Origin of the sequence: Nitrogeniibacter mangrovi (assembly GCF_010983895.1) — a bacterium.
Lineage (GTDB): Bacteria > Pseudomonadota > Gammaproteobacteria > Burkholderiales > Rhodocyclaceae > Nitrogeniibacter > Nitrogeniibacter mangrovi.
In genome coordinates, this window is the sequence record NZ_CP048836.1 from 1,044,908 (window position 1) to 1,068,861 (window position 23,954).

At 67.7% G+C, this 23,954-nt stretch carries 18 protein-coding genes, 1 other RNA gene and 2 pseudogenes; 20 read left to right on the forward strand and 1 reads right to left on the reverse strand.

Translation table 11 applies throughout. The features are described from left to right. Nucleotides 1-7: 7 nt before the first annotated feature. The 18 genes and pseudogenes from rnpB (at nt 8) to G3580_RS04930 (ending at nt 19,093) form a co-directional block, all read left to right on the forward strand. An RNA gene (rnpB, locus tag G3580_RS04845) (RNase P RNA component class A) lies at nt 8-467 on the forward strand. Nucleotides 468-847: 380 nt separating this feature from the next. Beyond that, nucleotides 848-1,288 (forward strand): division/cell wall cluster transcriptional repressor MraZ, encoded by a 441-nt coding sequence (gene mraZ, locus G3580_RS04850; RefSeq protein WP_173764194.1) that lies wholly within the window; start codon nt 848-850, stop codon nt 1,286-1,288. Then, nucleotides 1,285-2,220: a 16S rRNA (cytosine(1402)-N(4))-methyltransferase RsmH gene (gene rsmH / locus G3580_RS04855; protein WP_228720771.1), complete on the forward strand. Its 936-nt coding sequence runs from the start codon at nt 1,285-1,287 to the stop codon at nt 2,218-2,220. Before mraZ ends, rsmH begins: the two co-directional genes overlap by 4 nt. A gap of 231 nt (nt 2,221-2,451) precedes the next feature. Continuing rightward, entirely contained in the window at nt 2,452-2,715 is a 264-nt protein-coding gene (gene ftsL, locus G3580_RS04860; RefSeq protein WP_173768606.1) for a cell division protein FtsL, read from the forward strand. Next, nucleotides 2,712-4,469: a peptidoglycan D,D-transpeptidase FtsI family protein gene (locus G3580_RS04865; RefSeq protein ID WP_173764196.1), complete on the forward strand. Its 1,758-nt coding sequence runs from the start codon at nt 2,712-2,714 to the stop codon at nt 4,467-4,469. Before ftsL ends, G3580_RS04865 begins: the two co-directional genes overlap by 4 nt. Further along, nucleotides 4,466-5,971, forward strand: coding sequence for a UDP-N-acetylmuramoyl-L-alanyl-D-glutamate--2,6-diaminopimelate ligase (locus tag G3580_RS04870; protein ID WP_173764197.1), 1,506 nt, complete (start codon nt 4,466-4,468; stop codon nt 5,969-5,971). The genes G3580_RS04865 and G3580_RS04870 overlap by 4 nt, the downstream gene beginning before the upstream one ends. Next, nucleotides 5,968-7,377 (forward strand): UDP-N-acetylmuramoyl-tripeptide--D-alanyl-D-alanine ligase, encoded by a 1,410-nt coding sequence (locus tag G3580_RS04875; protein ID WP_228720772.1) that lies wholly within the window; start codon nt 5,968-5,970, stop codon nt 7,375-7,377. The genes G3580_RS04870 and G3580_RS04875 overlap by 4 nt, the downstream gene beginning before the upstream one ends. Then, nucleotides 7,367-8,454, forward strand: a pseudogene (gene mraY, locus G3580_RS04880) (phospho-N-acetylmuramoyl-pentapeptide-transferase). The gene G3580_RS04875 and the pseudogene mraY overlap by 11 nt, the downstream one beginning before the upstream one ends. Nucleotides 8,455-8,466: 12 nt before the next feature. Next, nucleotides 8,467-9,839 (forward strand): annotated as a pseudogene (murD, locus tag G3580_RS04885) (UDP-N-acetylmuramoyl-L-alanine--D-glutamate ligase). Further along, nucleotides 9,836-11,068, forward strand: a complete 1,233-nt coding sequence (gene ftsW / locus G3580_RS04890) for a putative lipid II flippase FtsW (RefSeq protein WP_173764198.1) — start codon at nt 9,836-9,838, stop codon at nt 11,066-11,068. Before murD ends, ftsW begins: the two are co-directional and overlap by 4 nt. After that, nucleotides 11,065-12,153: an undecaprenyldiphospho-muramoylpentapeptide beta-N-acetylglucosaminyltransferase gene (gene murG, locus G3580_RS04895; RefSeq protein WP_173764199.1), complete on the forward strand. Its 1,089-nt coding sequence runs from the start codon at nt 11,065-11,067 to the stop codon at nt 12,151-12,153. The genes ftsW and murG overlap by 4 nt, the downstream gene beginning before the upstream one ends. Next, complete coding sequence (gene murC, locus G3580_RS04900) at nt 12,150-13,550, forward strand: UDP-N-acetylmuramate--L-alanine ligase (RefSeq protein WP_173764200.1); 1,401 nt, start codon at nt 12,150-12,152, stop codon at nt 13,548-13,550. Before murG ends, murC begins: the two co-directional genes overlap by 4 nt. A gap of 27 nt (nt 13,551-13,577) precedes the next feature. Then, nucleotides 13,578-14,489: a D-alanine--D-alanine ligase gene (locus G3580_RS04905; protein WP_173768610.1), complete on the forward strand. Its 912-nt coding sequence runs from the start codon at nt 13,578-13,580 to the stop codon at nt 14,487-14,489. After that, nucleotides 14,482-15,312: a cell division protein FtsQ/DivIB gene (locus tag G3580_RS04910; RefSeq protein WP_228720773.1), complete on the forward strand. Its 831-nt coding sequence runs from the start codon at nt 14,482-14,484 to the stop codon at nt 15,310-15,312. The genes G3580_RS04905 and G3580_RS04910 overlap by 8 nt, the downstream gene beginning before the upstream one ends. Beyond that, nucleotides 15,309-16,538 carry a cell division protein FtsA gene (gene ftsA / locus G3580_RS04915; protein WP_173764201.1) on the forward strand — a complete coding sequence of 410 codons (1,230 nt, stop codon included), beginning with the start codon at nt 15,309-15,311 and terminating at the stop codon, nt 16,536-16,538. Before G3580_RS04910 ends, ftsA begins: the two co-directional genes overlap by 4 nt. Nucleotides 16,539-16,685: 147 nt before the next feature. Continuing rightward, nucleotides 16,686-17,810, forward strand: a complete 1,125-nt coding sequence (gene ftsZ, locus G3580_RS04920; RefSeq protein ID WP_173764202.1) for a cell division protein FtsZ — start codon at nt 16,686-16,688, stop codon at nt 17,808-17,810. A 167-nt stretch (nt 17,811-17,977) separates the two neighbouring features. Then, nucleotides 17,978-18,895, forward strand: coding sequence for a UDP-3-O-acyl-N-acetylglucosamine deacetylase (lpxC, locus tag G3580_RS04925; RefSeq protein ID WP_173764203.1), 918 nt, complete (start codon nt 17,978-17,980; stop codon nt 18,893-18,895). 9 nt (nt 18,896-18,904) lie between these two features. Further along, nucleotides 18,905-19,093 carry a hypothetical protein gene (locus tag G3580_RS04930; RefSeq protein ID WP_173764204.1) on the forward strand — a complete coding sequence of 63 codons (189 nt, stop codon included), beginning with the start codon at nt 18,905-18,907 and terminating at the stop codon, nt 19,091-19,093. Nucleotides 19,094-19,117: 24 nt separating this feature from the next. Here G3580_RS04930 and G3580_RS04935 read toward each other — a convergent pair whose 3' ends face one another. Then, the gene (locus G3580_RS04935) at nt 19,118-19,558 is read right to left on the reverse strand and encodes a DUF721 domain-containing protein (protein ID WP_173764205.1); all 441 of its coding nucleotides are present in this window, start codon (nt 19,556-19,558) and stop codon (nt 19,118-19,120) included. A 113-nt stretch (nt 19,559-19,671) separates the two neighbouring features. Between G3580_RS04935 and secA the strand changes: the two genes are divergently transcribed. Next, nucleotides 19,672-22,392, forward strand: a complete 2,721-nt coding sequence (gene secA / locus G3580_RS04940; protein WP_173764206.1) for a preprotein translocase subunit SecA — start codon at nt 19,672-19,674, stop codon at nt 22,390-22,392. Nucleotides 22,393-22,471: 79 nt separating this feature from the next. Further along, nucleotides 22,472-23,929 carry an HDOD domain-containing protein gene (locus G3580_RS04945; RefSeq protein WP_173764207.1) on the forward strand — a complete coding sequence of 486 codons (1,458 nt, stop codon included), beginning with the start codon at nt 22,472-22,474 and terminating at the stop codon, nt 23,927-23,929. The last annotated feature ends 25 nt before the right edge of the window (nt 23,930-23,954 follow it).

Consider the following 23,954-nt stretch of genomic DNA (forward strand, 5'->3'; position numbering starts at 1 on the left):
GCGCCGGGAAGTTCGCCAGGCAGTCGCGACGCGCCTTGTGCGCTTCGAGGAAAGTCCGGGCCCCATAGAGCAGGATGCCGGCTAACGGCCGGGCGCCATACGCTGGAAACAGCCAAAGCGATGGAAAGTGCCGCCCGAAGGGGCGGCCCGGTGATTGCACGTGACCTGTGCCGCTTGCGGCGGGGCAACCCGAGCGTGCATCGCCTGGCAACAGAAAGGATACCGCCGACGACCACAGGTGTCGGGTAAGGGTGAAACGGTGAGGTAAGAGCTCACCGCGGACGTGGCGACACGGACGGCACGGTAAACCCCATCCGGGGCAAGGCCAAATAGGGGGGCCATGACGTGGCTCGCGTCGCCCCCGGGTAGGCTGCATGAGCGGCATGGCAACATGTCGCCGAGAGGAATGACTGCCCGGCGCCCGTGAGGGCGTTCGACAGAACCCGGCTTATCGGCGAACTTCCCAATTTCACGTCTCGTCCGTACGGCGGCGCCTGCCGGCGCTGTCGTGCGTGTCCACGCGTCCCGCGCCGCACTTGCCAGTGGGCTGGCCTGCCACTTTGTCCCCCGGAACGTGGTTTTGTCCCACGGCGCCCCACCACGTCGTGCGCCAAGTCCACATTTCTCATGTGGTCTCTCCTGAAGATTCCCGTTGTCATTGATTTAACGAAGAAAAGCCTTTGCCTCGAGATTGTGGCGTGGGGACGATAAGTGTCTGTGTCCATTGGCAAAACTCCCGTCTGGTCGGCTTGACCCGGGTTTTTGTTTGCACTAAAGTGGGCTCAAGTGCACAAAAGTGGGAGAGAGTGCACCAGACACCCTCTCCCGATCCGTCTCAGGGGGTTCCATGTTTCAAGGCGCAGCAGCGCTCAATCTCGATGCGAAGGGTCGCCTGGCGATTCCTGCGCGCTATCGGGGTGAGCTTGCTGACAGTGGCGACCTGGTCGTCACCGCGCACCCCCACCGCTGCCTGCTGATCTACCCCACCGAGGCCTGGCAGCCCATTCGCGACAAGGTGTTGGCCGGCTCCAGCCTGGAGCCGCGTTCGGCCATGCTCAAGCGCCTGCTGGTCGGTTTCGCGCGTGACGAAAAGCTCGACGGCTCCGGCCGCGTGCTGGTGGCGCCTGAGCTGCGCCGCTATGCCCATCTGGAGAAAGAGGTGTGGCTGGTGGGGCAGGGATCGCATTTCGAGCTGTGGTCCGACGCCGAATGGCAGAAGCAGCAGGAGCTCATGTTCGGCATGGGGTCCGATCTGCTGCCGCCGGGCATGGAGGATCTGGCCCTGTGAGCGCGCCCGCCGAACACGTCACCGTGCTGCTGAGCGAAGCCGTCGATGCGCTGGCGATCCGGCCGGAGGGTATCTACGTGGATGGCACCTTCGGGCGGGGCGGGCACAGCCGCGCGGTGCTCGCGCGCCTGGGGGCGCACGGCCGGCTGGTGGCTTTCGATCGCGATCCGGCCGCCATTGCGGCCGGCGCGGCCATCAACGATGCGCGCTTCACCCTCGTTCATGCGCCGTTCAGCGCACTGGACGAATCGCTCGACGCCCACGGGGTCGGGCTGGTCGATGGTGTGCTGCTCGACCTGGGCGTGTCGTCGCCCCAGCTCGACGAAGCCGCGCGGGGCATGAGCTTCCGCTTCGACGCGCCGCTCGACATGCGCATGGATACAAGCCGCGGACAAACCGTGGCGCAATGGCTGGCCTCGGCCGAGGTCGGCGAAATCACCGAGGTGATCAGGGACTATGGGGAAGAACGGTTTGCTCATGCGATTGCAAAGGCGGTTGTTGCTGCTCGGGCAGGGGGGGCTGTGTCAACCACTGGACAACTTGCCGCACTCGTGGAGAAGGCGGTCCGCACGCGCGAGCCGGGGCAGCACCCCGCGACGCGCACCTTCCAGGCTCTACGGATTTTCATCAATGCGGAGCTCGAGGAACTGTCGGTAGTCCTGCCCAAGTGCCTGGCGCGGCTCAAGCCGGGCGGGCGTCTGGTGGTGATCAGCTTCCACTCGCTCGAGGACCGCATCGTCAAGCGCTTCATGCGCGAGCATGCGAATCCGCCGCCGGTGCCGCGCGGCATGGCGATCCGCGAGGTCGACCGGCCGCAGCCGAAGCTGCGCCTGGTGGGCAAGGCGGTGAAGGCCGGAGCCGACGAGGTGGCCACCAACCCGCGCGCGCGCAGTGCGGTCATGCGCGTGGCCGAACGGACGGAGGCAGCGTGATGAGTGGACGGCCCCCACGCTCTCTTCGTTCGCTGCCCCCGAGGGGGCTGCGCCCGCCCTTGGGGCGGCCCGGCGGGTGGGCGGACGGCCCCCACGCGCGCTTCGTTCGCGGAGGGTCGGCTTTGCACAGCCGACCCGTTCGATGGGCGCGAAACAGTGCTTCGCGAAACCCCCATCTCACCCCCCGAGGGGGCTGCGGCCGCCCTTGGGGCGGCCCGGCAGGTCGGGTTCGTGCGGGTGGATGCCTTGCTCGCGACGCTGGCCTTGCTCAGCGCCCTGGGCGTGGTGGCGGCCCAGCACCAGTCGCGCAAGCTGCATACCGCGCTGGAGCGCGAGACCTCGCAGATGCATCAGCTCGAGGTGGAGTGGGGGCAGCTGCAGCTTGAGCAGAGCACCTGGGCGGCGCATGTGCGCATCGAGAAGATCGCCCGCCAGCGATTGCACATGCAGGCGCCATCCATCGATCAGATCGTGGTGGTCGAGGGGGGATCATGAAGAAGCGCAGAAGTGTCACCTTCAACCACAATCCGCTGCTCGACAAAGGGCTGCCAGTCTGGCGGCCCCGTGTCGTTTTGCTGGCCCTGCTGTGCGGTTCGTTCGCGCTGGTGGCGCGCGCCGGTTACCTGCAGGGCGTCAATGACGACTTCCTCCAGGCGGAGGGCAAGTCGCGTTACTCGCGGGTGATCGAGATCCCGGCAACGCGAGGCAAGATCACCGATCGCCACGGCACGGTGCTGGCGGCGAGCACGCCGGTCAAGTCGATCTGGGCCATTCCGTCGGATGCCCGGCTCAAGCCCGGGCAGGTGCGGACGCTGGCCGGCTTGCTGGATGTCGATGTGCGCGATCTGAACCGCAAGCTCGCGCGCGACTCCGATTTCGTCTATCTGAAGCGCCAGGTGCCGCCGGCGCTCGCGGAGAAGGTCGAGGCCCTCGATCTGCCGGGCATTCATGAGCATCGCGAGTACCGTCGCTACTATCCGGGTGCCGAGGTGATGGCCCATGTGCTGGGTTTCACCGGCGTGGACGACCATGGCCAGGAGGGCGTCGAACTGGCCTACGACGACCAGCTGTCGGGCAAGGCCGGTTCGCGTCGGGTGATCAAGGACCGGCGCGGGCGCATCGTCGAAGACGTCGAATCGATCCGCAAGCCGCAGGAAGGCAAGGACATCACCCTGTCGATCGACGCCAAGATCCAGTATCTGGCCTACGCGGCGCTCGAGCAGGGCATCAAGACCCATCACGCCAAGGCCGGCGGGGTGGTGGTGCTCGATGCGCGTACCGGCGAGGTGCTCGCCATGGTCAACGCGCCCACCTACAACCCGAACGACCGCGGCTCGCTCACCGGTGCCCAGCTGCGCAACCGCGCCATCACCGACACCTTCGAGCCGGGTTCGGTCATGAAGCCGTTCATCGCCGGGCTGGCGCTGGAGACCGGGAAGGTCGGCTTCAACACCGTCATCGACACCGGGGACGGCCACCTGACCATCGGCAACGCGACCATCAACGACACCCATCGGCACGGGTTGATCACGGTGGCACAGATCATCCAGAAGTCCTCCAATGTGGGCATCGTGCGCGTGGCCATGAACTTCCAGCCGCAGCAGATGTGGTCGTTGTACGACAGCCTCGGCTTCGGTTCGCCGTTGCGGGTCGGGTTCCCGGGGGAGGCGAGCGGGCGTCTGCGCCCGGCCAGCCAGTGGCGCCCGATCGAGCAGGCGACCATGGCCTATGGCCACGGCATCTCGGTCAGCCTCATGCAGCTGGCCCACGCCTATCTGGCATTCGCGCGCGACGGCGACCTGATTCCGGTGACCCTCAAGCGTGCCGAGGCGCCGCGCCTGTCCGGCCAGCGCATCTACTCGCCGCAGACCGTGCGCGAAGTGCGTGCCATGATGGAAATGGTGACCGAGGACGGCGGCACCGCGCCCCAGGCGCGGGTGCCGGGCTACCGGGTCGCCGGCAAGACCGGTACCGCGCACAAGCTCGAGGGCGGGCAATACACCAACCGCTATATCGCGTCCTTCGTCGGCCTGGCGCCAGCGAGCGATCCGCGCCTGGTCATCGCGGTCATGATCGACGAGCCGACCACCCGCAGCTACTACGGCGGCCAGGTGGCCGGCCCGGTGTTCTCGCAGGTGATGGCCGGCGCGCTGCGCGCACTCTCGGTGCCGCCGGATGCCCCGATCACGCCGGTGCAGGTGGCCCGCACCGGCGAAGCCCCCGATCCTGCCGCCAGGGAGAACATGTGACGGACGCCGTCGCCGACACCCTTCTTGCCCAGCTGCACGACGCCGGAATCCAGCCGACGGGGGTCACTGCCGACTCCCGTCGCGTTGCATCCGGCAGCCTGTTCCTGGCCTACCCCGGGCTCACGGTGGATGGTCGCGACTTCATCGACCCCGCCATCCGGGCCGGGGCCTGCGCCGTGATCGCAGAGACCGGGGTGGCGCGACCGGCGCAGGGCTGGCCGGTGCCGGTGCTCGAGGTGCCCGAGCTGCGCGCGCACAGCGGCGAGCTCGCCGACCGGATCTACGGCCGTCCGAGCGAACGGCTGTGGGTCGCCGGGGTGACCGGCACCAACGGCAAGACCACCACCAGCCAGTGGCTCGCCGCCGCGCTGAGCGCGAGCGGCACCCGCTGCGGTGTCATCGGCACGCTCGGCAGCGGTTTTCCGGGGCAGCTGACCCAGGGCACCCACACCACGCCGGATGCGCCGGCGGTGCACCGCGAGTTGGCCGACCTGGCGGCGCAGGGCGCCCGTGCGGTGGCCATGGAGGTGTCCTCCATCGGCCTGCACCAGGGGCGGGTCAACGGCGTGCGTTTCGATCTGGCCATCTTCACCAATCTGAGCCGCGACCACCTCGACTACCACGGCGACATGGAGACCTACGCCGAGGCCAAGGCGGATCTGTTCCGCATGGACATCGGCCACGCGGTCGTCAACCTCGACGACGGCTTCGGTGTCGAGCTGGCCCGGCGCATGGTCGCGCGCGGCACACCGGTGATCGGCTACACCCTGATCGCCACCAACGTCGATGCCGCGCCCGGCGCGCCCACGCTGGTGGCCGAGCAGATGCGTACCACCGCCTCCGGCATCCGTTTCACCGCCGCCTGGCAGGGGCAGCGCGTGCCCATCAGCGTGCGTCTGGTGGCCAATTTCAATGTTTCCAACCTGCTGGCCGTGATGGCGGCGCTGATCGTTCACGGCCGCTCGCTGGAAGAGGCCGTGCGCCTGTGCGCCGGGCTCCAGCCGCCCGAGGGGCGCATGCAGATCGTCGGCGGCGTCGGCGAGCCGCTCGTGCTGGTGGACTACGCCCACACGCCCGACGCCCTGGAAAAGGTGCTCGAGGCGGCGCGGGCCACGGCGCGGGCGCGCAGCGGTGCGTTGATCTGCATTGTCGGCTGCGGCGGCGATCGCGACACCGGCAAACGGCCTCTGATGGGCGAGGTCGCCTCGCGCCTCAGCGACGTGCTCTGGCTGACCAGCGACAACCCGCGCAGCGAGGCACCCGAGCGCATCCTCGACGAAATGGCGGCGGGCGCCGGTGCGCACGCGATGCGCGAACTGGATCGCGCCGAGGCCATCCGTCGCGCCATCGACGCGGCCGCCGACGACGACGTGGTGGTGCTCGCGGGCAAGGGGCATGAGGATTATCAGGAAATTGCGGGCGTGCGATACCCGTTCTCCGACGTGAGCCACGCACGCGATGCCTTGCGCAAGCGCCGGACCGGAAGTGGAGGTGGGGCATGATGGACCTGGCCCAAGCCGCCGCGACCCTGGGGGCGACGCTCACCGCACCGGTGAGCGTCGCGTCCGTCGACACCGACACCCGCGCCATGGGGGCGGGCGGCCTGTTCGTGGCCCTGCGTGGCGACCGCTTCGACGGCCACGATTTCATCGCCGACGCCGTGGCCGCCGGTGCGGCCGCCGTCATGGTGGACCGGCGCTTCGCCGACACCGGCGCCGATGCCGGCGTGCCCATGCTGATCGTGGACGACACCCGCTTCGGGCTCGGCGCACTGGCCGCCTGGTGGCGCAACCATTTCGATATCCCGCTCATCGGCATCACCGGCAGCAACGGCAAGACCACGGTCAAGGAGATGTGCGCCGAGATCCTCGCGGCGCAGATGCGGCGCGAGGGCCTCGATCCGGCCGCTGCGGTGCTGGCCACGGCCGGCAACTTCAACAACGACATCGGGCTGCCGCTGACCCTGTTGCGCCTGCGTGCTGGTCATCGCGCCGCGATCATCGAGATGGGCATGAACCATCCCGGCGAAATCGCTTACCTGACCGCCATTTCCCGTCCGACCGTCGCCCTCGTGACCAATGCGCTGCGGGCCCATCTGGAAGGGCTGGGCGGGCTCGACGCGGTGGCGGTGGAGAAGGGCACCATCTACCAGGGGCTGGGCGAGCACGGCGTGGCGGTGGTCAATGCCGATTCGCCGTTCGCCGACTACTGGCGCGGGATCAACCCGGGGCGGCGCATCGTCGGCTTCGGCCTGAGCGCGCCGGAGGCCGAGGTGCGCGCCGTGCCCGAATCGCACGGGCTGGCCGTGCGCCTGCATCTGTCCACGCCCGAAGGGGTGGCCCAGTGCGCCCTGCGCGTGCCGGGCGAACACAACGTGCGCAATGCCCTCGCGGCGGTGGCGGCCTGCCTGGCCGCCGGGGCCACGCTGGCCGACGCGGTGGCCGGGCTGCAAGCCTACGGCGGCACCAAAGGGCGGCTGCAGCGGAAGGCCGGAAAACACGGCGCGATCGTGCTCGACGACACCTACAACGCCAATCCGGATTCGGTGCGCGCCGGCATCGACGTGCTCGCGGCCACCCCGGGGCGCAAGGTGCTGGTGCTGGGCGACATGGGCGAGCTCGGCGAGGCCAGCGCACAGCTGCACGACGAAGTGGGCGGTTACGCCAAGAGCCACGGCATCGACCATCTGCTCACCCTGGGCAGCGCCAGTGCCACGGCGGCGCACAACTTCGGCGAGGGGGCGACCCACTTTGCCGAGGTGAGTGCGCTCGTGACGGCGCTCGAGCCGCTGCTCGACGAGAGCACCGTGGTGCTCGTGAAGGGCTCGCGCTTCATGCGCATGGAGCGGGTGGTGGACGCCATCGTCGCTGACGACAACAACAATAAGGAGCAGACGCATGTTGCTTGAACTGGCCCTGTGGCTTGGACAGGATGTCCGGACCTTCAACGTGTTCGGCTACATCACCCTGCGTACCGTGCTGGCGGCGCTGACCGCGCTGGCCATCTCCTTCATCTTCGGCCCCGGAGTCATCCGCTGGCTGGCGGCCAAGAAGATCGGCCAGGCGGTGCGCGACGACGGCCCCAAGTCGCATCTGACCAAGGCCGGCACGCCCACCATGGGCGGTGCGCTCATCCTCATCGCCATCGGCATCACCACGATGCTGTGGGGCGATCTGCGCAACCTCTACGTGTGGGTGACGCTGCTGGTGACCCTGGGCTTCGGCGCCGTGGGCTGGGTGGACGACTGGCGCAAGGTGGTGCATCGCGACCCGCGCGGGCTGGCCAGCCGCTGGAAGTATCTGTGGACCTCGCTCATCGCCCTGGCCGCGGCGCTGGTGCTGGGCTTTTCCGCCGATACGCCGGCGCAGACCGAACTGATCGTGCCCTTCTTCAAGGGCGTCGCCTACCCGCTGGGTGTGGGCGGATTCGTCATCCTGAGCTACTTCGTCATCACCGGCTCGAGCCATGCGGTGAACCTGACCGACGGCCTCGACGGGCTGGCGATCATGCCCACCGTGATGGTGGCCTCGGCACTGGCGATCTTCGCCTACGTGGCCGGCCACGCCGGCTTCTCGAAATATCTCGGTGTGCCCTACATCGCCGGGGCCGGCGAGCTGGCGGTGTTCTGCGGCGCGCTGGCCGGCGCCGGGCTCGGCTTCCTGTGGTTCAACGCCTATCCGGCGGAAGTGTTCATGGGCGACGTCGGCGCGCTGGCGCTGGGGGCGGCCCTGGGCACGGTGGCGGTGGTGGTGCGCCAGGAGATCGTGCTGTTCATCATGGGTGGCCTGTTCGTCGCCGAGACCCTGTCGGTGATGTTGCAGGTGATCTATTTCAAGATGTCCGGCGGCAAGCGCATCTTCCGCATGGCGCCGCTGCATCACCATTACGAACTGGGGGCTGGAAGGAAACGCAGGTGGTGGTCCGGTTCTGGATCATCACCATCATGCTGGTCCTGTTCGGTCTGTCGACCCTGAAACTGCGGTGAGCCTCGACTGAAATGAGTTGGCAAGGCAAAAAGGTACTGGTACTCGGGCTGGGCGAATCCGGCCTCGCGATCGTGCGCTGGCTGGCGCGCGAGGGTGCCGTGCTGCGCATCGCCGACAGCCGCCAGCATCCGCCGTCGCTCGATGCCCTCCATGCGATCGTGCCGGACGCGCCGCTCTTTCTGGGGCCGTTCGAGCGCAGCCTGCTCGACGATATCGACACCATCGCCATCAGCCCGGGGCTGGACCCGCGCATCGAACTGATCGAGGTGGCCCGCGCCCGCGGCATCCGCGTCACCGGCGAGATCCAGATCTTCGTCGATGCGCTCGAGGCCCTCGGGGTACGCCAGCAGACCCGACTCGTCGCCGTCACCGGCACCAACGGGAAGACCACCACCACAGCCCTGACCGCGTCGCTGTGCGCGGCCACCGGCCTGGATACGGTGGCTGCCGGCAACATCAGCCCGGCCACGCTGACGGTGCTGCAGGAGCGTCTCGAGCACGGCGAGCCACTGCCCGAGTGCTGGGTGCTGGAGTTGTCGAGCTTCCAGCTGGAAACCGTCGACGCGCTGGGCGCCGACGTCGCCACGATACTCAACATCTCCGACGATCACCTCGACCGTTACGACGCCATGGACGACTATGTGGCGGCCAAGGCGCGCATCCTCGACGGTGCGCGCGTGCGTGTGCTCAACCGTGACGATGCACGCGTTGCCGCGCTGTGCGAGGAGGCGGTCACCTTCGGCCTCGGCGCGGCTCCCGGCGAGCGTGATTTCGGTCTCGACGGCGATGCGCTGGTGCGCGGCCATGCCCGTCTGCTGGCGACCCGCGAACTGGCGCTCAAGGGGCGCCACAACGTGGCCAATGCCCTCGCCGCGCTCGCGCTCGGCGAAGCGATCGGCTGTGCGGTGCCGGGCCTGGTCGCCGCGTTGCGCGAGTTTCGCGGCCTGCCGCACCGGGTCGAGGCCATTGCCCGGCGCGACGACGGCGTCACCTATTTCGACGACTCCAAGGGCACCAACGTGGGCGCGACGGTCGCGGCGCTCGAAGGCCTGGGCCGCAAGGTGGTGCTGATTGCCGGCGGTGACGGCAAGGGGCAGGACTTTGCGCCGCTCGCCCCGGCGGTGCGCGATCATGCCCGTGCGGTGGTGCTGATCGGTCGCGACGGGCCGCGCATCGCCGCGGCGCTGGCGGATGCTGGCGTGCCGGTCGAATCCGCCGACGATCTGCCGCGCGCCGTGCTGCGGGCCGATGCCCTGGCCCGGGGGGCGACGCCGTCCTGCTGTCGCCGGCCTGCGCCAGTTTCGACATGTTCCGCAGCTATGTGCATCGGGCCGAAGTGTTCGCCGCCGCGGTGCGCGTGCTGCCACGGGTGGAGGCGCTATGAAGCTCGGCCTCAAGCTCGGCAGCCTGTTCCAGCGCGACACCGGCTACAGCCCGGCCACCAGTCGCGCCGTGCGCCGCCTGAGCGCCCCGGCGAGCCATCAGAACGCCGAACTGGACGGTCTGCTGATCTGGTCGGCCGTGGCCCTGCTGCTGTTCGGCTGGGTGATGGTGTATTCGGCCTCCATCGCCACCGCCGAGGGGCTGGCCTACACCGGTCATCAGTCCACCTACTATCTGGTGCGCCACGGGGTGTTCCTGGCCATCGGCGCGGTGGTGGGGCTGGTGGCCTTCCAGATGCCGATGCGTTCCTGGCAGCAGCTGTCGCCGCACCTGTTCATCGGCGGCATCGCGATGCTGGCGCTGGTGGTGGTGCCCGGCCTCGGCCGTGAGGTGAACGGTGCCAGTCGCTGGCTGCCACTGGGGCCGATCAACTTCCAGCCCTCCGAGGCGATGAAACTGTTCGTGGCGCTGTACGCCGCCGATTACACCGTGCGCAAGCTGCCCTACATGCAGAGCTTCAAACGCGCCTTCCTGCCCATGGCCGGGGTGATCCTGCTGGTGGGCTTCCTGCTGCTCGCCGAGCCGGACTTCGGTGCCTTCGTGGTGATCACCGCGATTGCCTTCGGCATCCTGTTCCTGGGCGGCATCAACGTGCGCGTGTTCGTGTTGCTCGCCGCGGTGGCGATCGTCGGCTTCGTGCTGCTGATCTGGGCGTCCCCTTATCGGCGCGACCGCATCTTCGGGTTCATGGATCCGTTCGAGGACGCCTTCGGCAAGGGCTACCAGCTCTCCCACGCGCTCATCGCCTTCGGCCGTGGCGAGTGGTTCGGTGTCGGCCTGGGGGCGAGCGTGGAGAAGCTCTTCTATCTGCCCGAGGCGCACACCGATTTCATTCTCGCCATCATCGCCGAGGAACTCGGGCTGGTCGGCGTGCTGGTGGTGATCGTGCTGTTCGCCATCCTCGTGCAGCGTGCCTTTGCCATCGGCCGTCGCGCCATCGACCTGGAACGTTTCTTCCCCGGCCTCGTGGCCCAGGGCATCGGCTTGTGGCTCGGGGTGCAGTCCTTCATCAACATGGGCGTCAACATGGGCCTGCTGCCCACCAAGGGCCTGACCCTGCCGCTCATGAGTTTCGGTGGCTCGGGCATCGTCGCCAACTGTCTGGCGCTGGCGATCCTGTTGCGCATCGACTGGGAGAACCGGCAGATCATGCGCGGAGGCGGCACATGACCGGCGGCCACGAACACACCCTGCTGGTGATGGCCGGTGGCACCGGCGGTCACATCTACCCGGGCATCGCGGTGGCCGAGGTGCTGCGTGCGCTCGGCTGGCGCATCGTGTGGATGGGCAACGCCGACCGCATGGAAGGGCGGATCATTCCCGACAAGGGCTACGAGACCGCCTGGATCCGCTTCGGTGCCCTGCGCGGCAAGGGCGTGATGGCGAAACTGCTGCTGCCCTTCAACCTCCTGCGCGGTTTCTGGCAGGCGCTGGGGGTGCTGCGTCGGGTCAAGCCCGACGTGGTGCTCGGCATGGGGGGCTACGTGAGCTTTCCGGGCGGGATGATGGCCGCGCTGACCGGCCGTCCGCTGGTGCTCCATGAGCAGAATTCCGTGGCCGGACTCGCCAACCGGGTGCTGGCGGGCGTGGCCGACCGGGTGATGACCGGCTTCCCGAAGGTACTCAACAAGGCACCCTGGGTGGGCAATCCGGTGCGGGCGGACATCGTCGCGCTGCCGGCGCCCGAAGCCCGCTTCGCCGGCCGCGAGGGGCCGCTGCGGGTGCTGGTGATCGGCGGCAGCCTCGGCGCCAAGGTGCTCAACGACACGGTGCCGCAGGCCCTGGCAGCACTGAACGCCGAGCGGCCGCGGGTGGTGCACCAGGCCGGCACGGCCCAGATCGAGGCCTTGCGCGAAAGCTATCGGATGGCCGGTGTGGACGGCGACTTGCGCCCCTTCATCGACGACATGGCGCAGGCCTATGCCGAGGCGGACGTGGTGATCTGCCGCGCCGGGGCGCTGACGGTGGCCGAACTGGCGGCGGCGGGCGTGGCCAGCATCCTGGTGCCGCTGCCCCATGCGGTGGACGACCACCAGACGGGCAACGCGCGCTTTCTCGCCGACAACGGCGGTGCTTACCTTTTGCCACAAAGCGATCTGACCGTGGAGCGGCTTGCGGGTATCCTTCGCGGCCTGGAACGGACACGCCTGCTGGACATGGCGCGTGCGGCCCGTGCCCTGGCGCGGCCCGATGCGGCCGAGGCGGTGGCCCGAGCCTGCCGTGCGCTGGCGGGTGACGAGGAGTCATCGCAATGAAGCACAAGGTCAAACACATCCATTTCGTGGGCATCGGCGGCGCCGGCATGAGCGGCATCGCCGAGGTGCTGGTCAACCAGGGATTCACGGTCAGCGGCTCGGATCTGGGCGAATCGGCCACCACCCGCCGCCTTGCGGCCATGGGGGCGCAGGTCATGAAGGGCCACGACGCGGCCCATGTCACCGACGCCGACGTGGTGGTCACCTCCACCGCGGTCAAGCCCGACAACCCCGAGGTGCGCGCGGCGCGCTCGCGCCACATTCCGGTGGTGCCGCGGGCGCAGATGCTCGCCGAGCTCATGCGCCTCAAGCAGGGCATCGCCATCGCCGGCACCCATGGCAAGACCACGACCACGTCCCTGACCGCAAGCATCCTCGCCGAAGGCGGCATCGACCCGACCTTCGTGATCGGCGGCAAGCTCAACGCGGCCGGGGCCAACGCGCGCCTCGGCAAGGGCGACTTCCTGGTGGCCGAAGCGGACGAGTCCGACGCCTCCTTCCTGCTCCTGAGCCCGGTGATTTCGGTGGTGACCAACATCGACGCCGACCACATGGAGACCTACGGGCACGACTTCGCCAAGCTCAAGCAGGCCTTCATCGACTTCCTCCAGCATCTGCCCTTCTACGGCGTGGCGGTGCTGTGCGAGGACGACCCCGGCGTGCGCTCGATCATGCCGCTGGTCTCCAAGCAGGTGGTGCGTTACGGGCTGGCGGAGAGTGCCAACGTGCGCGCCGAGAACGTGCGTGCCGAGAACGGGCAGATGTGTTTCGACGTGATCCGGGTCAATGGTACGGAGGCGCCCAAGCTGTCGGTCACCCTCAACCTGCCGGGCATGCACAACGTGCTCAATGCGCTGGCGGCGATCGCGGTGGCCACCGAAGTGGGCGTGCCCGACGCGGCCATCGTCAAGGCCCTGGCCGATTTCAAGGGCGTGGGGCGGCGCTTCCAGCGCTACGGCGAGGTGGCCATTCCCGCCGGCGGCCGCTTCTATCTGGTGGACGACTACGGCCATCACCCGGTCGAGATGGCGGCGACCATCGAAGCGGCGCGCGGCGCCTTCCCGGATCGGCGCCTGGTGCTGGCCTTCCAGCCCCATCGCTACACCCGCACCCGCGACTGCTTCGAGGACTTCGTGAAGGTGCTCTCGAGCGTCGATGCGCTGGTGCTGGCGGATGTGTATGCCGCCGGCGAGGCGCCCATCGTCGCCGCCGACGGCCGTTCGCTGGCACGCGCGGTGCGCGTGGCGGGCAAGGTGGAGCCGGTGTTCGTCGAAGAGATCGGCGACATGGCGCAGACGATTCTGGATGTGGTGCAGGACGGCGACGTGGTCCTCACCATGGGGGCAGGTTCGATTGGCGGCATCCCCGCCCGGTTGGCCGCGACTGAAGAAGAATAGGGCGCGGCGATGATGAGTCAGGACGACATGAAGCAGTTCGGCAAGGTGGCAGTGTTGATGGGCGGTGCGTCGGCGGAGCGCGAGGTCTCGCTCATGTCCGGCAACGCGGTGCTGGCGGCGTTGCGCGCCCGCGGTGTCGACGCCCATCCCTTCGACCCGGCCGAGGCCGACCTGCACGTGCTCAAGGAGCAGGGCTTCGACCGCGCCTTCATCGCCATGCACGGCCGTGGCGGCGAGGACGGTACCGTGCAGGGCATGCTCGAGATGCTCGGCATCCCCTATACCGGCAGCGGCGTGATGGCCTCGGCGCTGTCCATGGACAAGTGGCGCACCAAGCTGGTGTGGCTCGCCGCGGGCCTGCCGACGCCGCGCTTTCATCTCCTCGAGGCGGACAGCGACTGGGAGGCCGTGGCCGCCGACCTGGGGCTGCCGATTTTCGTCAAGCCCGTGCATGAAGGTTCGAGCATGGGGGCGACCAAGGTGACCGAGGCCGCGCAGCTGCCGGACGCCTACGCTCTGGCCGCCCGCTACGACTCCCTGGTGATCGCCGAGGCCTTCATCGACGGCGAAGAGCTGACCGTGCCCTTTCTCGGCGACGAGGTGCTGCCGGTGGTGCGCATCGTGGCGCCCGACGGCAACTACGACTACCAGCACAAGTATTTCACCGATGACACCCAGTACTTCTGCCCCAGCGGCCTGCCCGAGGCGCAGGAGCGCGACCTGCAGGCGCTGATCGGCAAGGCCGCCCGGGTGCTCGGCTGCCGTGGCTGGGGCCGCGGCGACCTGATGCTGACCGCGGACGGCACGCCCTACCTGCTGGAAATGAACACCGCCCCGGGCATGACCAATCACTCCCTCGTGCCCATGTCGGCGCGGGTGGCCGGCTACAGCTTTGAGGACCTGTGCGTCCGCATTCTGGAGATGGCCCGCCTTGGTTGATCTGCGCCCGCGCCCCTCTGCCCGCAAGACCGCTGCCCGCCGGGGCGCGGCGGGGGGCGCCGCGCGCGAAGGCTTGTGGCACCGGCCGGCACTGCTCAACCTGATTTCCGACGTGCTCCTGCTCGCCTCCGCCGCCATCCTCGGCTACGCCGTGGTGATGTGGGCGGCGAACCGGCCGAGCTTCCGTCTGCGCGAGGTGGTGGTGCTCACGCCCCCGGCGCAGGTGAGCGCGGAACAGCTCGAGTACGCGGCGCGTTCGGCGGTCAAGGGCAACTTCTTCACCGTGGATCTGGACAAGGTCCGCGACGCCTTCGAGAAGCTGCCCTGGGTGCGCCACGCCCAGGTGCGCCGGCGCTGGCCCGATGCCCTCGAACTGCGCCTGGAAGAACATCAGGCGGTGGCCTACTGGACGGTGACCGACAGCGGCGATACCCGCCTCGTGAACGCCCAGGGCGAAGTCTTCGTGGCCGCCAGCAACGCCCACATGCCGGTCTTCGCCGGGCCGGAGGGCTACGCGCCGATCCTGCTGTCCGAATATGCGCGCTTCTCCCAGACCCTCAAGCCGCTCGGCCATGCGCTGGTGGAGGTGGGGCTGTCGGCACGCGAGGCCTGGCAGCTCAAGCTCGACGACGGTCTGGTCATCCGCCTCGGTCGTGACCGGCAGGATGCCCCTGCCGAGGCGCGCCTGCAGCGATTCGTCGCGGCCTACCCGAAGGCGCTGGCGCAGCGTCCCATGCAGGTCGCCGTGGCCGATCTGCGCTACCCGAATGGATTTGCCCTGTTGCCCATGGAAGGCGGGAATGCTTTGGAAAACGGAAAATGAGTAAGGAATACAAGGATCTGGTCGTCGGCCTCGACATCGGCACCTCCAAGATCTCGTGCCTGGTGGCCGAAGTGCGGCCCGACGGTTCGCTCAACGTCATCGGTATGGGCACGCATCCTTCCAGCGGTCTGCGCCGCGGCGTGGTGGTGAACATCGAAGCGACGGTCGATGCCATCTCGCGGGTGATCCAGGAGGTCGAGCTGATGGCCGACTGCAAGATCACCGATGTCTATACCGGCATCGCGGGCAGCCACATCAAGAGCTTCAACTCCAACGGCATGGTGGCGATCAAGGACAAGGAGGTCACCCCCATGGACGTGGAGCGGGTGATCGAGGTCGCGCGGGCGATGCCGATTCCGGCCGACCAGCAGATCCTCCACATCCTCACCCAGGAATTCATCATCGACGGCCAGGACGGCGTGCGCGAGCCCATCGGCATGAGCGGGGTGAAGCTGGAGGTGAAGGTACATATCGTTACCGGCGCCGTGTCCGCGGCGCAGAACGTGATCAAGTGCGTGCGCCGCTGCGGTCTTGAGGTGATGGACCTGATCCTGCAGCCGCTGGCCTCCAGCTACGCCACCCTCTCCGAGGACGAAAAGGGCTTGGGCGTGTGCCTGGTGGACATCGGTGGCGGCACCACCGATCTGGCGGTGTTCACCCAGGGGGCCATCCGCCACACCGCGGTGATCCCGGTGGCCGGCGACCAGATCACCAACGATATCGCCATGGCCTTGCGCACCCCCACGGCCGAGGCCGAGGAGATCAAGATCCGCCACGGCGTGGCCATGAGCTCGCTGGCCGATCCGGAGGAGATGATCGAGGTGCCCGGTGTCGGTGACCGGCCGCCGCGCCGTCTGTCGCGCCAGGCGCTGGCCGACGTGATCGAGCCGCGGGTGTCCGAACTGTTCGAACTGGTGCAGTCGGAACTGCGCCGCAGCGGCTACGAGGAACTGCTCTCCTCCGGCCTGGTGCTCACCGGCGGGGCCTCGGTCATGGACGGCATGGTCGAGCTCGGCGAAGAGATTTTCCACCTGCCGGTGCGGGTGGGGGCGCCGCAGTATGCGGGCGGCCTGGCCGACGTGGTCTGTCAGCCGCGCTACGCCACCGCGATGGGCCTGATCACCGAAGGGATCGCCCAGCGCCGGCGAGGCATCCAGGCACGTGAAACACGCAGTTTCCGACACATGTTCGGGCGCATGAAATCGTGGTTCGAGCGGAATTTCTGAGGCCGGGTTTTACCCGGGGTGTATGAATTTGTGAGTTGTCTGTATCTCCATGGTATTTAGTTATAGAATGCCTCATTAATACTAGATACCGTAGGGCGCGGGCGAGAAAGTGGCTTATTAAAGCCGATTTTCAAGGAGGCTTGGCATATGTTTGAAATCGTTGAAAAGGAACCGACAGGAACCATCATCAAGGTGGTTGGCCTGGGCGGCGCGGGCGGTAACGCGGTCGATCACATGATCCGCGAAAACGTCAATGGCGTTGAGTTCATCACCGCCAACACCGACGCGCAGGCGTTGTTGCGCAATCTGGCGTCCGGCAAGGTGCAGCTGGGCACCTCCGGCCTGGGCGCCGGCGCCAAACCGGAGGCGGGCCGCTGTGCCGCCCAGGAAGCGCGCGACCAGATCGCGGACGCCATCCGTGGTGCCCACATGGTGTTCATCACCGCCGGCATGGGTGGTGGCACCGGCACCGGCGCGGCGCCGGTGGTGGCCGAGATCGCCAAGGAAATGGGCATCCTGACCGTGGGCGTGGTCACCAAGCCCTTCGATTTCGAAAACCGCGATCGCGTCGCCGACTCCGGGATCGACGAGCTGTCGCGCCATGTCGATTCGCTCATCGTCGTGCTCAACGACAAGCTGATGGAAGTGCTCGGCGAGGATGCCAGCCTGGAAGACGGCTTCCGTGCCGCCGACAACGTGCTGCGCAACGCCGTGGGCGGCATCGCCGAGATCATCAACATCCCCGGCCTGGTGAACGTGGACTTCCAGGACGTACGCACGGTGATGGCCGAGATGGGCCGCGCCATGATGGGCTCCGCCGAGGCCGACGGCATCGACCGCGCCCGCATCGCCGCCGAGCAGGCCGCCGCCAGCCCGCTGCTCGAAGGGGTCGAGCTGTCCGGCGCCCGTGGTGTGCTGATCAACATCACCGCCAGCCGTTCGCTGAAGATGTCCGAGGTGAAGGAAGCGGTGAACACCGTGCGCGCCTTCGCGGCCAAGGACGCCTTCGTGATCTACGGCACCGTGTTCGAGGAAGCCATGGAAGACCGGATCCGTGTCACCGTGGTGGCCACGGGCCTGGGCAAGCCGGCGGTAGCGGTCAAGCCGGTGATGGAAGTGGTGCAGGGCACCGGCACCTACGGTCCGATGGAGCCGAGCGCCGATGTGCCGGCGGTGATCCGCAGCGGTCGCCGCACCACGGTCGAGGCCATGAGCGCCAGCGGTGTCGGCACTTACGACATCCCGGCCTTCCTGCGCAAGCAGGCCGACTGAGGACCCATCGCCCGCACGGGCGCTCCAGGCACGAACGACCGCCTCCCGTTCGTGCCTCGGGCGCCCGTCTTCGTTCACCAGCGAAAACGCATGGGCGTGCTAGAATTCAAAGCTATTGTGCGCGGCAACATATCAGCGGCCGCGTCTGACGGAACACCGAGCCTGACATGATCAAGCAACGCACCCTGAAGTCCTGCGTCTCCGCCACCGGGGTCGGCCTGCACGGCGGCCGCAAGGTGACGTTGACCCTGCGTCCGGCCGCACCGGACACCGGGGTGGTGTTCCACCGGGTGGACCTCGATCCGCCGGTGACCCTGCCCGCCGATCCGCACGCGGTGTGCGATACGCGCATGTGTTCGGGGCTGCAGCAGGGGGATGCCAAGGTCGGTACCGTCGAACATCTGATGTCGGCGCTGGCCGGGCTCGGGGTCGACAACGTCCATGTGGACGTGGACGCCCCGGAGATTCCCATCCTCGACGGCAGTGCCGGGCCGTTCGTGTTTCTCATCCAGTCCGCCGGGCTGGAAGAGCAGAAGGCGCCCAAGCGCTTCCTGCGCGTGAAGAAACCCGTCGAATACCGCGAAGACGACAAATGGGTGCGCCTCGAGCCCTACGATGGCTTCAAGCTCACCTTCTCGATCGTCTTCAATCATCCGGCCATTGCCCGCACCGGCACCGAGGTGACGGTGGATTTCGCCGATCACTCCTACGCCCGCGACGTCGCCCGGGCGCGCACCTTCGGTTTCACCCAGGATGTGGAAGTGCTGCGGGCCAACGGGCTGGGTCTCGGCGCGAGCATGGAAAACGCGATCGTGATGGACGAATACCGGGTGCTCAACATGGACGGGCTGCGCTACGGCGACGAGTTCGTCAAGCACAAGGTGCTCGACGCCATCGGCGATCTCTACCTGGCCGGTCATCCGCTGCTGGCGGCCTACTCCGCGTACAAGGCGGGGCACGCGCTGAACAACCAGATCCTGCGGGTGCTGCTGGCGGACGAGAGTGCCTGGGAGATCGTCACGTTCGAGTCGGCCGCCAAGGCGGCGCCCGGCGTCGCCGGCATGTTCGAGCCGGTCTGGGGCTGACGCGGGCGCATGTTCGTCATCCGCCTCGCCGCGGTTCTGGCGCTGATCAGCATCGGCGGCGCGGTCGTCCTCTACCTGCTCACCGGCAACCCCGGCTACAAGCTCTGGGCGTGGCGGTTCGCGCGCGTCGGCGCCGTGGTGCTGGCGGTGTTCGTCGCGCTGCTGTTCATCGAGCGTCTGCTCGCACCCATGTTCTGACGGCGGTCGCCGCCATCCGATGCATCATTCCTCGCGCGTGCGGCTGTGCTGCACGAAGCGCTCCAGCGCCTGACGCAGCGGATCGTCTTCCGGCAGATGGGTGGCCAGGTCCTGCAGTCCGTCGCAGGTGTCATGGCTCACCGAGCGGACCGCCGGTTCCGGCCGGGTGGGGCGGGTTTCGGGCGGGCGGGTGGCCACCTTGACTGCCGACAGGATGATGCCGTGGGCGGCGAGCGCGTTGATCAGCCGCGGCGCCGCCTGACGCAGCTTGGCTGCCACGGCGCCATTGCCCGCGTGCAGGACGAGCACGTCTTCCTTGAGGTTGGCGACCCGGCACAGCCCCGCCAGGTAGGGGGGCAGGGCCGCGTCCACATGGGCTTGCAGGCGCAGCAGGCGGGCCGCGTGGGCCTGCAGGCGTTGCAAGGTGTCACCGGTGCCGACGTAGCGGTCGAGGGGTTGGGCCATGGTCTGCCGTCGTGGGGGTGAAGACCGGTCGGGGAGGCATGTTTCACGCGAAAGAGCCTGTCATGCCGACCGTGCTAGTATTCGCATTTTGCCCGATTTGCCGCCCCCAAAACATGATTTCCGGCCTACTCAAGAAAGTCTTCGGCAGCCGAAATGATCGGTTGATCCGTCAGTATTCGAAAACCGTCCGCGCCATCAATGCTCTCGAATCCGAGATCCAGGCCCTGACGGACGAACAGTTGCAGGCCAAGACGGGCGAGTTCCGCGAACGGCTCGCCCAGGGCGCCACGCTCGACGATGTGCTGGTCGAAGCGTTCGCGGTGGTCCGCGAAGCGGCCCGGCGGGTGCACGGCATGCGCCACTTCGACGTCCAGCTCATCGGCGGGATGGTGCTGCATTACGGCAAGATCGCCGAGATGCGCACCGGTGAGGGCAAGACGCTGGTGGCCACGCTGCCCGCCTATCTCAACGCCCTGGCGGGCAAGGGCGTTCATGTCATCACGGTCAACGACTACCTGGCCCGCCGCGATGCCGAATGGATGGGGCGCATCTACAACTTCCTCGGGCTGTCGGTGGGGGTGAACCTCTCGCAGATGGACGAGGCGAGCAAGCAGGCCGCCTACCACTCGGACATCACCTACGGGACCAACAACGAGTTCGGCTTCGACTACCTGCGCGACAACATGAAGTACGAAGCCGGCGACCGCGTGCAGCGCACGCTGAGCTTCGCCATCGTTGACGAGGTGGATTCGATTCTCATCGACGAGGCGCGCACGCCGCTGATCATCTCCGGCCAGGCCGAGGATCACACCGACCTCTACGTCAAGATGAACGCCGTGGCGCCCCTGCTCAAGAAACAGGAGGGCGACGAGGAAGAGGTGATCGAGCCGGGTGACTACACGGTCGATCTGAAGAGCCATCAGGTGCTGCTCACCGAGGAGGGCCACGAGAACGCCGAGCGCATCCTCACCGAGCGCGGGCTGCTGCCCGAGGGCACCTCGCTGTACGAGCCGGCCAACATCCTGCTCATGCACCACCTTTACGCGTCGCTGCGGGCGCATGCGCTCTATCACCGCGACCAGCAGTACGTGGTGCAGAACGACGAGATCATCATCGTCGACGAATTCACCGGACGCCTGATGCCGGGCCGGCGCTGGTCCGAAGGGCTGCACCAGGCGGTGGAGGCCAAGGAAGGCGTCAAGATCCAGGCCGAGAACCAGACCCTGGCCTCCATCACCTTCCAGAACTACTTCCGCATGTACGAGAAGCTGTCCGGCATGACCGGCACGGCGGACACGGAAGCCTACGAATTCCAGAACATCTACAGCCTCGAGACGGTGGTGATCCCCACCAACCGGCCGATGGCGCGCAAGGACCAGAACGACAAGGTCTATCGCACCGCCAAGGAGAAGTTCGACGCGGTCATCGAAGACATCAAGGGCTGCCACGAGCATGGCCAGCCGGTGCTGGTCGGCACCACCTCCATCGAGTCGTCCGAATACCTGTCGGACCTGCTCACCAAGGCCAAGCTGCCGCACCAGGTGCTCAACGCCAAGCAGCACGAGAAGGAAGCCCAGATCGTGGCCGAGGCGGGGCGCCCGGGCGTGATCACCATCGCCACCAACATGGCCGGCCGCGGGACCGACATCGTGCTCGGCGGCAATGTGCAGAAGCAGATCGACGTGGTCATGGCCGACGCCGGCCTGTCGGAGGCCGAGCGCAATGCGGCCATCGACAAGCTCAGGTCCGAGTGGCAGTCGCTGCACGATCAGGTGCTGGCCGCCGGGGGGCTCAAGATCATCGGCACCGAGCGCCATGAATCCCGCCGCATCGACAACCAGCTGCGCGGCCGTTCCGGTCGCCAGGGCGACCCGGGCGAGAGCCGCTTCTACCTGTCGCTCGAGGATCCGCTCATGCGCATCTTCGCCGGCGAGCGTCTCAACGCCATCATGGTGCGTCTCAAGATGCCTGAGGGCGAAGCGATCGAGCACGGCATGGTCACCCGCTCGCTCGAGTCGGCCCAGCGCAAGGTGGAGCAGCGCAACTTCGACATCCGCAAGCAGCTGCTCGAGTTCGACGACGTCTCCAACGACCAGCGCAAGGTGATCTACCAGCAGCGCAACGAGCTGCTCGAGACCGAGAACATCTCCGAGACCATCGCCGCCATGCGCCAGGGGGTGCTGCACGACACCTTCCGCCTCTACGTGCCGACCGACAGCGTCGAAGAGCAGTGGGACATTCCCGCGCTGGAGAAGGCGCTCGAGGGCGAGTTCGGTCTCAAGCTGCCGGTGGGCGAATGGGTCGCCGCGGAACAGAACATCGACGACAACGACATCGCCGAGCGCATCGTCAAGGCTGCCGACGAGCAGTACGCCGCCAAGGTCGAACTCGTCGATCCGGCCGCCTGGCACCAGTTCGAGCGCAACGTCATGCTCCAGAGCCTCGACTCGCACTGGCGCGACCACCTCGCGGCACTCGATCACCTGCGCCAGGGCATCCATCTGCGAGGCTACGCGCAAAAGGATCCCAAGCAGGAGTACAAGCGCGAGGCCTTCGAACTGTTCGAGCGCCTCCTCGACGAGGTCAGCACCGAGGTGACGCGCCTGCTCATGACCGTCCAGGTGCGCACCGAGGCCGCGCTGGAGGACACCGAGCCGCGTTCGGAGGTGGGCAACGTGCAGTACCACCATGCCGACTACGACGAGGCGCTTTCGGGCGAGCCGTCGGACACCACGGCGCTGCCGATCGAGTCCGGACCCAAGGTCGGCCGCAACGAACCCTGTCCCTGCGGTTCGGGCAAGAAGTACAAGCACTGTCACGGCCGCCTGGCCTGACCGGAGAGCGGCGCCTGCGGGCGCCGTTTTCTTTGCGGGCGCGTCTTAAGCCGTTGCCGCGGCTGCCGTAAATCGTGTCATGCACCCGGAACTCGACTTCGAAGACATTCCGCCACTGCCGGCCGAGCCGCCCCGCGGCCTGAGCGGCTGGATCGCGCACATTCGCGAACAGGACATGCCCGCGTTCGGCAACATCGTCGACGCGGTGCGCAGTATCGTCACCGACGAAAGCGCCTCCGCGAGCCGGCTCGCCAGCGTGATCCTGCGCGACCAGGCCATGACCACCAAGGTGCTCCGCCTGGCCAACAGCGCCTACTTCAACGCCTCCCATCACGGCGTCAGCACCATCAGCCGGGCCATCGTGGTGCTCGGTTTCGATACCGTGGCCGACATGGCCGTGGGGCTGGCCCTGGTCGACGCCCTGCTCAGGGGCGGCGTGCGTGGCCGGGTGACCCAGGAGATGGCGCGCTGCTTCTTCGCCGCCACGGTGGCCCGCGGACTGGCGCGCATGCATGGCGAAGGGCGTGCCGAGGAGGTGTTCATCGCCGCGCTGCTGGCCCGCGTGGGCGAAATGGCCTTCTGGTGCTTCGGCGGTTCTCAGGCCGAGGTGCTCGACGAGCAACTGGGTGCGGTCGCCGACGATGCCAAGATCCAGTCGGCGCAGCAGGTGGTGCTCGGGTTTCGCTTGCGTCAACTCACGGTTCAGCTGGCGCGCGAATGGCGTCTGGGCAGCCTGCTCATCGAATCCTTCGATTCGTCACCGCGCCCGTCGGCGCTGGTCACCTCCATCCGCCTCGGTCATGCCATCGCGCAGGCGGTGGGCCATGGCTGGGACAGCCCGGCCATGCACGAGGCCATAGCCGAGGCCGCCCGTTTCGTCGGCTTGCCGGCGGCGGATCTGAACGAGGAACTGGAGCGTCTGGCCACCGAAGCCGCGCATCTGGCGGCCGGTTATGGCGCCGGTGAGGCGGCCGAGGCGATTCCATCGCCCAAGCGCCAAGCCCGGGCACCGGCGCCTCCGGTCGTCGAAGCGCCGCCGGAGTCCCCCGCCGAGCGGCAGCTGAACATCCTGCGTGAGCTGTCCGTGCGCATCATGTCGGGGGCGAACTTTGCCGACGTCGTGTATCTGGCCTGCGAAGGCATCCTCCACGGGGTCGGTTTCGATCGCGTCATCGTCGCGCTGGTGACGCCCAACCGGCGTCAGGTGGTGGGCAAGTACGCCCTGGGCAGCCAGAGCGAAGGCTTGGCCCGGCAGTTCGTGTTCACCCTGGGTGAAGTGGCGAACGATCCCATCGACCAGGTGTTCGCGACCCTGAAACCGATACGCGCGAACAGGCCCCGCGGGCGCCTGCAGGCCGTGGTGGGTGCGGGGCCGTTCTGCATGGCACCTCTCGTCGGCCAGGGGCGGTGCATCGGGCTGGTGTATGCCGAGCGCGACACGCCGGGTCAGATCGATGATGAGAGCTACTTCGCGGTCGCCCATTTCGTCCAGCACATGACCATGGCGGTCCAGGCGCTGCGCCCGAGCGCCGGCTGAGCGGCGCCGGCGTCATCTTCAATTC

Coding starts and splice junctions, on each gene's coding strand:
- mraZ (WP_173764194.1), top strand. CDS start 848: ATGTTTCAAGGCGCAGCAGCGCTCAATCTCGATGCGAAGGGTCGCCTG.
- G3580_RS04865 (WP_173764196.1), top strand. CDS start 2,712: ATGAAGAAGCGCAGAAGTGTCACCTTCAACCACAATCCGCTGCTCGAC.
- G3580_RS04875 (WP_228720772.1), top strand. CDS start 5,968: ATGATGGACCTGGCCCAAGCCGCCGCGACCCTGGGGGCGACGCTCACC.
- ftsW (WP_173764198.1), top strand. CDS start 9,836: ATGAAGCTCGGCCTCAAGCTCGGCAGCCTGTTCCAGCGCGACACCGGC.
- murG (WP_173764199.1), top strand. CDS start 11,065: ATGACCGGCGGCCACGAACACACCCTGCTGGTGATGGCCGGTGGCACC.
- murC (WP_173764200.1), top strand. CDS start 12,150: ATGAAGCACAAGGTCAAACACATCCATTTCGTGGGCATCGGCGGCGCC.
- G3580_RS04905 (WP_173768610.1), top strand. CDS start 13,578: ATGAAGCAGTTCGGCAAGGTGGCAGTGTTGATGGGCGGTGCGTCGGCG.
- ftsA (WP_173764201.1), top strand. CDS start 15,309: ATGAGTAAGGAATACAAGGATCTGGTCGTCGGCCTCGACATCGGCACC.
- ftsZ (WP_173764202.1), top strand. CDS start 16,686: ATGTTTGAAATCGTTGAAAAGGAACCGACAGGAACCATCATCAAGGTG.
- lpxC (WP_173764203.1), top strand. CDS start 17,978: ATGATCAAGCAACGCACCCTGAAGTCCTGCGTCTCCGCCACCGGGGTC.
- G3580_RS04930 (WP_173764204.1), top strand. CDS start 18,905: ATGTTCGTCATCCGCCTCGCCGCGGTTCTGGCGCTGATCAGCATCGGC.
- G3580_RS04935 (WP_173764205.1), bottom strand. CDS start 19,558: ATGGCCCAACCCCTCGACCGCTACGTCGGCACCGGTGACACCTTGCAA.
- secA (WP_173764206.1), top strand. CDS start 19,672: ATGATTTCCGGCCTACTCAAGAAAGTCTTCGGCAGCCGAAATGATCGG.
- G3580_RS04945 (WP_173764207.1), top strand. CDS start 22,472: ATGCACCCGGAACTCGACTTCGAAGACATTCCGCCACTGCCGGCCGAG.